The sequence below is a fragment of the Halomonas flagellata genome, from assembly GCF_022487945.1.
Taxonomy (GTDB): domain Bacteria; phylum Pseudomonadota; class Gammaproteobacteria; order Pseudomonadales; family Halomonadaceae; genus Halomonas; species Halomonas flagellata.
The window spans coordinates 1-9,181 of record NZ_JAKVPY010000012.1; the positions used below are offsets into that span (position 1 = coordinate 1).

The 9,181-nt window shown below is 68.0% G+C and carries 7 protein-coding genes; 5 read left to right on the top strand and 2 right to left on the bottom strand.

The genetic code is table 11. The features are described from left to right. Positions 1-386 precede the first annotated feature (386 nt). Complete coding sequence (locus MKP05_RS11305) at positions 387-836, top strand: YcgN family cysteine cluster protein (protein ID WP_110283728.1); 450 nt, start codon at positions 387-389, stop codon at positions 834-836. Here the strand turns inward: MKP05_RS11305 and MKP05_RS11310 are convergent. Both MKP05_RS11310 and MKP05_RS11315 read right to left on the bottom strand, forming a co-directional pair. Beyond that, a complete protein-coding gene (locus MKP05_RS11310) occupies positions 833-1,813 on the bottom strand; it encodes a cysteine synthase A (RefSeq protein ID WP_240568374.1) in 981 nt (326 codons plus the stop codon). The two genes, MKP05_RS11305 and MKP05_RS11310, sit on opposite strands and share 4 nt — an antisense overlap. 81 nt (positions 1,814-1,894) lie before the next feature. Then, positions 1,895-4,003 carry a S9 family peptidase gene (locus MKP05_RS11315; RefSeq protein ID WP_240568375.1) on the bottom strand — a complete coding sequence of 703 codons (2,109 nt, stop codon included), beginning with the start codon at positions 4,001-4,003 and terminating at the stop codon, positions 1,895-1,897. A gap of 72 nt (positions 4,004-4,075) precedes the next feature. On the opposite strand from MKP05_RS11315, the gene MKP05_RS11320 reads away from it, so the two are divergent. The 4 genes from MKP05_RS11320 (at position 4,076) to MKP05_RS11335 (ending at position 9,026) form a co-directional block, all read left to right on the top strand. Further along, complete coding sequence (locus MKP05_RS11320) at positions 4,076-4,510, top strand: hypothetical protein (protein ID WP_240568376.1); 435 nt, start codon at positions 4,076-4,078, stop codon at positions 4,508-4,510. 9 nt (positions 4,511-4,519) lie between these two features. Beyond that, a complete protein-coding gene (locus tag MKP05_RS11325) occupies positions 4,520-6,373 on the top strand; it encodes a vWA domain-containing protein (protein WP_240568378.1) in 1,854 nt (617 codons plus the stop codon). Then, the gene (locus MKP05_RS11330) at positions 6,366-7,163 is read left to right on the top strand and encodes a class II glutamine amidotransferase (protein WP_240568379.1); all 798 of its coding nucleotides are present in this window, start codon (positions 6,366-6,368) and stop codon (positions 7,161-7,163) included. The genes MKP05_RS11325 and MKP05_RS11330 overlap by 8 nt, the downstream gene beginning before the upstream one ends. Positions 7,164-7,349: 186 nt before the next feature. Beyond that, positions 7,350-9,026 (top strand): AMP-binding protein, encoded by a 1,677-nt coding sequence (locus tag MKP05_RS11335; RefSeq protein WP_240568380.1) that lies wholly within the window; start codon positions 7,350-7,352, stop codon positions 9,024-9,026. Positions 9,027-9,181: the final 155 nt, after the last annotated feature.

Below are 9,181 nucleotides of genomic sequence, written 5' to 3' on the forward strand. Positions count from 1 at the left end.
GCGGGCGATGGGTTTGCGGTTTGTGTGTGGTTTCGCGACTTACACAATACCGCATTCCATCGTCCGTTTTCTTGTAAATCAACCGACTAGGCGTCGGTCAGCGTCTTAAGTAAGTGCCATTCGGGTCAGACCCCGGCCGAGTTACGGCCCGTCACTGTGCACTGAGCGAGCGGATTCGACGCCGCCGGGGTCTGACCCCATAGGGACCCACGCCCGGGAGGGTAATCCTGGTTGCCCAGGGTCAGGGGCGCCGGAGGCAGGCCGAAGAGGAGGTCCGATTCCAGGGAAGGAATCGGTAGCGTACAAGGATGTATTCACAGCGCCTCCTCGCAGGCCAGCCTCCGGATCAGCCCCGAAGTGCTGCCGCAAGGCGTGAAGGAGAAAGTATGAGAGAGCGATTCTGGGAGCGCTTCGACCTCGAGGAGCTGACCCCCGAGGAGTGGGAGGCCCTGTGCGACGGCTGCGGCCAGTGCTGCCTGCTCAAGTTCCAGGACGAGGAGAGCGGTGATCTCGCGGTGCTCAATGTCGCCTGCGGGCTGCTCGACATCCACGGCTGCCGCTGTGGCGACTACGAGAACCGCTTCGCGAAGGTGCCCGACTGCGCCCAGCTCACCCCCGCGCGCATCGAGGAGTTCCGCTGGCTGCCGAAGTCCTGCGCCTATCGCCGCCTCGCCGAGGGGCGCAAGCTCGCCGGCTGGCACCCGCTGATCTCGGGGGACCCGGAGCGGGTCCACCGCAAGGGCATCAGCGTGCGCAGCTTCGCCGTCTCCCAGAGCGAGGTCCCCGAAGAGGAGCTCGAGGACCACATCATCGCCATCCTGCCCATCGATGGCTAGGCGTGTAACCCCTTGCCGGCCAGCCACTCGGCATTGAACAGCCGCGAGTAATAGCGCCCCCCGCCGTCGCACAGCACCGTGACGATGGTGTGGCCCGGCCCCAGCTGCCGGGCGACGTGCATGGCGGCGGCCACGTTGATCCCCGAGGAACTGCCCAGGAAGAGCCCCTCCGCATGGAGCAGGCGGTAGACGGTGGTGACGGCCTCCTGGTCCGGGATCATCAAGGCGTCATCGAGCGGCGAACCCTCCAGGTTGGCGGTCACCCGGGTGCTGCCGATCCCCTCGGTGATGGAGTTGCCGCCCACCACCTCCGGATGGCCGGTGGTGACGTAACGGTACAGGCCGCTGCCGCTGGGGTCGGCGAGAATGCAGCGGACATCGCGACGCTGCTCCTTGAGGTAGCGGCTGACCCCGGCCAGGGTGCCGCCGGTGCCGGTGGCCGCGACGAAGGCATCGATACGTCCCCCGGTCTGTTCCCAGAGCTCCGGCCCGGTCGTCTCGTAGTGGGCCTGACGGTTGGCGGTGTTGTCGAACTGGTTGGCCCAGATGGTGTTGTCCATGTCCGCCGCCATGCGTCCGGCGATCTTCTGGTAGTTGTCGGGGTCGCGGTAGGGCTTGGCCGGCACGGTATGCACCTCGGCCCCGAGGGTGCGCAGCAGGTCGATCTTTTCCCGGGTCTGGGTCTCGGGAATCACGATCACGCAGCGGTAGCCACGGGCATTGCAGATATGCGCCAGGCCGATGCCGGTGTTGCCGGCCGTGCCCTCCACCACGGTGCCACCGGGGCCGAGCAATCCGCGCCGTTCGGCGTCGAGGACCATGTAGAGTGCGGCGCGGTCCTTGACCGAGCCCCCGGGGTTCATGAATTCGGCCTTGCCGAGGATGTCGCAACCGCTCTCCTCGGAAAACCCTGCGAGGCGGATCAGCGGCGTGCGGCCCACCGCCCCGGCGAAGCCTGCGCAGATACGGTCATCCATCGTGGACCTCCCCGATCCTGACGATATCGCTGAGTGCAGTATGGACCCTCGGAGCCGGTCGACGACAAGCCGCCGGTATCTTCAGCCTTCCCGCTCTTCCAGTCCCAGTGCCCAGAGGATGAAGGCATCCTGGCGGGCATTGTCGTGCCAGGCCTTGAAGCGGCCGGAGGCACCGCCGTGGCCGGCGGCCATGTCGGTGCGCATCAGGACGGGGCCGCGGGCGGTGCCCAGCTCGGTCAGCCGGGCGTAGAGCTTGGCGGGCTCCCAGTAGGGCACCCGGGTATCGTGCCAGCTGCCCTGCAGGAACACCGTGGGCCAGGGCCGGGCCGAGAGGTTGTCCAGCGGCGAGTAGGCGAGGATACGCCGGCGGGCATCGGGCTCGCCGGGATTGCCCCACTCGGTGTACTCGGCGGTGGTTAGCGGCAGGTCGGGGTTTTCCATGGTGCGCAGTACGTCGACGAAGGGCACGTCGAGCACCGCGGCACAGAAGGACTCGGGCGCCAGGTTGAGGCTGGCGCCGACCAGCAGGCCGCCGGCGCTGGCCCCGTAGGCGGCGATGCGCTCGCCATCGCTGATGCCCTTCGCGACCAGGGCATCGCGGGCGGCCAGGAAGTCGCGGAAGCTGTTCTCCTTGTGCTCCAGCTTGCCGGCCAGGTACCAGGGTTCGCCACGATCGCCACCGCCGCGGACGTGGGCCACGGCGAAGGCCATGCCGCGGGCGAGCAGTTCCAGCCGGGCCACCGAGAACCAGGGATCGAGCACCTCGCCATAGGCCCCGTAGCCATAAAGCAGGGTCGGCAGCGGATGCCCGGTGAGGTCGGCACGCATCACCACGGAGACGGGGATCCGCTCACCATCGTGGGACGTGGCCCAGAGTCGCTCGCAGACTAGCTGCGCCGGCGTGAGGTCGCCGTGGATCGGCTGTTGCTTGAGCAGGCGGCGTTCGCCGCTGTCCAAGTCGTGCTCCAGCCAGGTCACCGGCAGGGTGAAGGACTCCTCACGCAGCCGCAGGCGCCGTGCATCGAAGTGGGGCGAGTCGCCCAGGGCCAGGCTGCAGGGTGTCTCCGGTAGCGGCAGGCGCTCGTCGCGGGTAATGGCATGGGCGCCGTCCAGCTCGAGAATGCGCAGATACACCTGCGCTTCGTGATGGTCGCGCGCGGTGATCACCAGCCCCCAGTCGAAGGCATCGACGCCCTCCAGGGTCTCGTGCTGGCAATGGGCGAGCAGCGGTTGCCAGGGGAGCGCCCGGGTGGATCCGGCGACGACGGTGCCCTCATCCACCCGGTCGAGGCGGAAGTGGGGGGCCTCGCGGTTGTGCAGCACATAGAAGTGGCCGGGACGGTGGTCGAGGGCGTACTCGACGCCACTTTCACGGGGGCGAAAGCAGCGTGGTGCCGTCGCCGGTTGCCGGGCCGGAATCAGGTGGCACTCGCTGGTATCCTTCGAAGCACTCTCCAGCACCAGCCACTCCCGGGAGCGGGTCTTGCCCAGCCCCAGCCAGAACTCGGGGTCTTCCTCGCGCAGTACCAGGGTGGGCTCGCCCGCCTCCGGCATGCCGGTCGCCCCTTCCGCCAGCGGCAGTCGCCAGATGCTCTCCGGGCGTTGGGTGGCGTCGTAGCGGGTGAACAGCAGGGTGCGGTTGTCCTCGGCCCAGCTGAGCTCGGGGCCGATCTCCTCAAGCAGTTTCACCGGTTCGCCGTCCGGCAGTCGCTTGAGGTAGAGCTCGAAGGTCTCGTCGCCGCGGGCGTCCTCGGTCCAGGCCAGCCAGGCTTCGTCCGGCGACAGCGCCATGTCGCCCAACTCCAGATAGTGGTGGGGCGCGGCGCGGGCCTGCAGGTCGAGGAATATCTCGGCCGCGTCGTCGCGACCGTTGGGATGGCGCCACCACACCGGGTAGTCGGCATCCACCGCCGTTTCGCTCCAGTAGGTGTAGTGGTCCAGCGGCGTGCGCAGGCCATGCACGGCAAGCTCACGGCGTGCCAGGTGGCCGTGATAGAGTCGCTCCACCAGGTCGTCCAGCGGGGCGAACCAGTCCGCGGACTCGCGGTTGGCCGCCTCGAGGAAGGCGGTCACCTCCGGGTCGTCTCGATTCTCCAGCCAGTGCCACTCGGGATCGTCGGCGCGGCGGAAGCGGGCCACGGGGGTGTCGTCGGGGTGCTGGGAATTGTCACGGGGCGGCTGTGCTTTCATTGCGCGGGATGTACCATACTTAGAACATTTTCAAGACGGTGCGTCGCGGGACGCACGGGCTGCGAGGTATCGATGCCGATAACAGATTCGATCTCCCTACTATGGCTGAGCTACGGGTTTTTGTCGCTGGTGGTGGTGTTGACCGGTTACCTGGGGCTGGGTTTCCTGCCGCGCTTGCCACGGCTGGTGATCACCTGGCTGGTGGCCGGGGTGATCTGGATGCCGGCGCGCTTCCGCTTGCCGCTGCTCGAGGAGGGCGAGGTCTATACCGGCTTCGCGCCGGCGGTGATGGTCGCCGCCGTGGCGTTCCTGGAACGCAACGCCTCGGTGATGGTGCCGGCGCTGCTGCTGCTGGTCGCGGGCGGTCTGGCCGGGGCCGGGCTCGGGCTGCTGCTCTGGTGGCGGGGGCGTCATCGTCACGACTACGTCGACATGGACGAGGATGACGAGCCCATGCCCCCCCGCCGCGATAGCGCCGGGGAGCGCCGGGAGCCGATGATCGGCTAAGGAGCCACGATGGCTTGGTGGATGGTGGGCAGGCGCGGACATCGAGTCCGCGGGCTGCTGGTGGCGGCCAGCCTGCTGTGGCTGGCGGCGGGGCCAGGCCTGGCCCAGGAGGTCGAGGAACAGCCGGACATCCGGGTGATCATCGATGTCTCGGGCAGCATGAAGGAGCACGATCCCAACCAGCTCGGCACCAGCGCCCTGGAGCTGCTGGTGTCGCTGCTGCCGGGGGGCGTCAGTGCCGGTGTCTGGACCTTCGGCGAGCGGGTCGACAACCCCCTGCCGCTGGGCCGCGTGGATGCCGAATGGCGCCGCCAGGCCCTGGCCCTGGCGCCGGCGCTGGTGGAGTACCAGCAGTTCACCGACATCGAGGCCGCATTGCGCGAGGCGGCGACCCCCGACCCCAACGGCGGGCGCCATCTGGTACTGCTCACCGATGGCATGATCGACCTGCCGCCGGCCCGCGGGGCCAAGCCCGGCGTGGATCGTGCCTCGCGGCTGGCGTTGCTCGACGACCTGGCGCCTCGGCTGGCCAGCGAGGGAGTGGCGGTACACGGCGTCGCCTTTTCCGAGGAAGCCGACCTGGCGCTGGTGGAGCGCCTCTCCCAGCTCACCGGCGGCCTGCCGGCAATGGTCGAGACCCCCGAGAGCCTGCTCGGGGCCTTCCTCGACATCTTCGAGCGCATCTTTCCCACCGACCAGGTGCCATTCGAGCAGGGGCGCTTCATCATCGATCCGGACGTCGAGTCCTTTTCGGCACTGCTGTTCCATGACCCCGACGGCGAGCCGTTGAGCCTGATCGCCCCCGACGGCACCGTCTATCGCGCCGACGACCGCCCGGAGGGCAGCCACTGGCAGGTGGAGCCGCGCTTCGACCTGATTCGCATCCCCGACCCCCAGCCCGGCGAGTGGCGCCTGGAGGGGGAGGCGGGCGGCGACAGCCGGATCAGTGTGGTCGCGCCGCTGACCCTGCATACCGGCAGCCTGCCGGCGACCCTCTACCTCGGTTTCCCGCTGCCGCTGGAGGTCTGGCTCGAACGCGATGGCGAACCGCTCGTCGAGGGGGTCGACGAGATCGTCATGGACGTGCAGCTGTACGATGCGGAGGGCAGTGTCCAGGCCGCCGTGCGCCTGGAGGAGCGGGATGGCCGCTTCGTCGGGGTGCTGCCGGCCCCGGCCCTGACCGGCAACGCTCGGCTGGAGCTGCATGCCGAGGGCGAAGACTTCCATCGCCAGCGCATCCAGGCGGTCAACGTGCTGCCCGCCATCGGCGCGAGGCACGACCCCCGGGCCGACCGCGTGGTGCTGGCCGCCGAGCATCCGCGTCTCGATCGTGACAACACCGAGCTCTCGGGCGAGCTACAGGGCGAGACGCTCGAAGCCGAGGCCGTGGCGCCTCGGCGCTGGCATCTCCCGCTACCCGAACTGGACGACGCCATCAGCCGCCCGCTGCTGCTGACGGCGCGGGTCACCCTGGACGGCGAGACCCGGGAGATCCGTCTGCCGCGGCTGCTGCTCAACCCCGACGCCAGCACCGGCCTCGACCTGGCGGACATGGCCGGCCCGACGCTGGCCGGCGAACGCTTCGACGAGAATCTCGACCCCGACCTGGAGAGGGGGGGCGAGGAGGAGTCGCTCGCTGCCGCCGACCGCTTCGTGGCGCTGGTCAATGCCCTGCCGCGCCGTGCCATGGAACTGTGGCAGGAAGGCCGTCCGGGGCTGGAGCGACTGGCCGAGTCCCATGGACGCGACCCGCGGCTCTGGGTGGGGGTGGCGCTGGCCGTGGTGCTGTTGCTGGTGGTGCTGCTGATCAGGCGTCGCCGGCGGTGGCGGCGGGTCGTGCATCGGGAGGAGCCTCATGTGTGAGCTGCTGGGCATGAGTGCCAATGTACCCACCGACATCTGCTTCAGCTTCACCGGCTTCCTGCATCGTGGTGGTGGCACCGGACCGCACCGCGACGGTTGGGGCATCGCCTTCTACGAGGAGGGCGGATACCGCGATTTCCGCGACCCTCACCCGTCGGTTCGTTCGCCCATCGCCCGGCTGATCTGTGATTACCCGATCAAGTCGACCATCGTCATCAGCCATATCCGCCAGGCCAACGTGGGCCAGGTGCGCCTGGCCAACACCCACCCCTTCGTACGCGAGATGTGGGGGCGGCCCTGGTGCTATGCCCACAATGGCCAGCTCACCGGCTGGCAGACGCTGCCGCTGGGTTTCTATCATCCGGTGGGTGACACCGACAGCGAACACGCCTTCTGCTGGCTGCTGGGCGAACTGCGTCGCCGCTTTCCCGAGCTGCCGGCCGATGACGAGCAGCGCCGGGGGTTGTGGCGCCTGCTCCACCGGCTCTGCGAGCGGTTGCGCGGACTCGGCGTCTTCAACCTGCTGCTGGCCGACGGCGACTATCTCTACGCCTTCTGCTCGACCAGGCTGGCCCATATCACCCGGCGCGCGCCCTTCGGCCGGGCCAACCTCTCGGATGCCGAACTGACGGTGAACTTCGCCGAACACACCACGCCCGACGACGTCGTCTCGGTGCTCGCCACCGAGCCCTTGACCGACAACGAGGACTGGGTGCGCATGGTCCCCGGCGAGCTGCTGGTGTGGAAGGACGGCGAGATCGTGGCCCGTCATGGCCCGGGGCCAGCGTGAAAAGCCGCGACTTGCCAGGCGTAAGAGCCTGGGCCAGCTTGAAGCCTGTGAGAGGGCGCCTTGCAGGACGGCGTGTCGCGAGCAAACGATAGTTTCAATCGCTCGTTTTACAGCGATGCCGTGGCGGTATATCGTAGGAAAACAACAACCGTCGCACGCCGTCGACGATACGAGGAGATCGCGTCCATGAACGAGCACGCCGCTGCCCCGATCCTGATCGGCCCCGAGCTGGAAGGGCTTGACCACTACGACTCGGTGATGGATGTCTTCCACGCCTCGGTCAGGCGCTTCGCCGACAAGCCGGCCTTCAGCTGCATGGGGCAGACCCTCAGCTACGCGGAACTCGATCGCCTCTCCGCTGATTTCGCCGCCTGGCTGCAGCACGAGACCGGGCTGCAGCCGGGCGACCGCATCGCCATCCAGTTGCCCAACGTGCTGCAGTTCCCGGTGGCGGTGTTCGGCGCCCTGCGAGCCGGCCTGGTGGTGGTCAACACCAACCCGCTCTACACCGAGCGCGAGATGGCACACCAGTTCAAGGACGCCGGTGCCAAGGCCATCCTGATCCTGGCCAACATGGCCGACAAGCTCGAGAAGATCCTCGACCGTACCGATATCCAGCATGTGCTGGTCACCGAGCTCGGCGACCTGCACGGCTTCCCCAAGCGGCAGCTGATCAATGCCGTGGTCAAGTACGTCAAGAAGATGGTGCCCCGCTTCTCGCTGCCCGGCGCCACGCCCTTCCGCCAGGCGCTCAAGGCCGGGGCCGGGCACAGCCACACGGAAGTCGCTCGCCGGGCCGACGACATCGCCGCGCTGCAGTACACCGGCGGTACCACGGGGCTGGCCAAGGGCACCATGCTCACGCACCGCAACCTGATCGCCAACATGCTCCAGGCACGCCAGGCGATCGGCCCCGCCCTGACCGATGGCGCCGAGACCATCATCGCGCCGCTGCCGGTCTATCATATCTACACCTTCACGGTGAACTGCCTGTTCATGGTGGAGACCGGCAACCACTCCGTGCTCATCACCAACCCCCGCGACCTCGACAACTTCGTCAAGGAGCTCAAGGGTCTCCCCTTCACCGGCTTCATCGGCCTGAACACCCTGTTCAACGCCCTGTGCAACCGCGAGGACTTCCGCGGCCTCGACTTCTCGCAGCTGCACCTGACCATCTCCGGGGGCATGGCGTTGACCAAGGCGGTGGCGCAGCGCTGGGAGGAGACCACCGGCTGCGCCATCGCCGAGGGCTACGGGCTCACCGAGACCTCGCCGATCGTCAGCTTCAATCCCGTCGACGCCATCCAGCTCGGCACCATCGGCAAGCCGGTGGCCGGCACCTCGGTGAAGGTGACCGATGCCGACGGCAACGACCTGCCGCTGGGCGAGCCCGGCGAGCTCTGCGTCAAGGGCCCCCAGGTGATGAAGGGCTACTGGAATCGTGACGACGAGACCGCCAAGGCGATCGACGCCGAGGGCTGGTTCCATACCGGGGACATCGCCGTGCTCCAGGAGGACGGCTACATCCGTATCGTCGACCGCAAGAAGGACATGATCCTGGTCTCCGGCTTCAACGTCTATCCCAACGAGATCGAGGACGTCGTGGCCGCCCATCCGGGGGTGGTCGAGTCCGCCGCCGTGGGCGTGCCCGACGAGGCGAGTGGCGAGGCGATCAAGTTGTTCGTGGTGGCCAGGGACAAGGACCTGGACGCCGAGTCCCTGCGAGCCTGGTGCAAGAAGGAGCTCGCCGGCTACAAGGTGCCGAAATTCGTGGCGTTCCGCGACGAGCTGCCGAAAACCAATGTGGGCAAGGTGCTGCGCCGCCAGTTGCGTGACGAGGGCCAGAACCGCACCCCCTCCTGAGTCGTCGGCCGCATCGATAGGCTGACGGTGGCGACCCCATAGCCAATACCAATGGCCCGGATTAGGCGTCGCGTGGTACACGGCGTTACAATGAACTGCCCGTTCCGGCTGCCGGAGCGGGCAGTGTCTATGCTCTCTCTTATCGGAGTCGATCG

What these genes read in the sequence shown, in the direction of transcription:
- MKP05_RS11305 (WP_110283728.1), top strand. Translation starts at nt 387, where the DNA reads ATGAGAGAGCGATTCTGGGAGCGCTTCGACCTCGAGGAGCTGACCCCC.
- MKP05_RS11310 (WP_240568374.1), bottom strand. Translation starts at nt 1,813, where the DNA reads ATGGATGACCGTATCTGCGCAGGCTTCGCCGGGGCGGTGGGCCGCACG.
- MKP05_RS11315 (WP_240568375.1), bottom strand. Translation starts at nt 4,003, where the DNA reads ATGAAAGCACAGCCGCCCCGTGACAATTCCCAGCACCCCGACGACACC.
- MKP05_RS11320 (WP_240568376.1), top strand. Translation starts at nt 4,076, where the DNA reads ATGCCGATAACAGATTCGATCTCCCTACTATGGCTGAGCTACGGGTTT.
- MKP05_RS11325 (WP_240568378.1), top strand. Translation starts at nt 4,520, where the DNA reads ATGGCTTGGTGGATGGTGGGCAGGCGCGGACATCGAGTCCGCGGGCTG.
- MKP05_RS11330 (WP_240568379.1), top strand. Translation starts at nt 6,366, where the DNA reads ATGTGTGAGCTGCTGGGCATGAGTGCCAATGTACCCACCGACATCTGC.
- MKP05_RS11335 (WP_240568380.1), top strand. Translation starts at nt 7,350, where the DNA reads ATGAACGAGCACGCCGCTGCCCCGATCCTGATCGGCCCCGAGCTGGAA.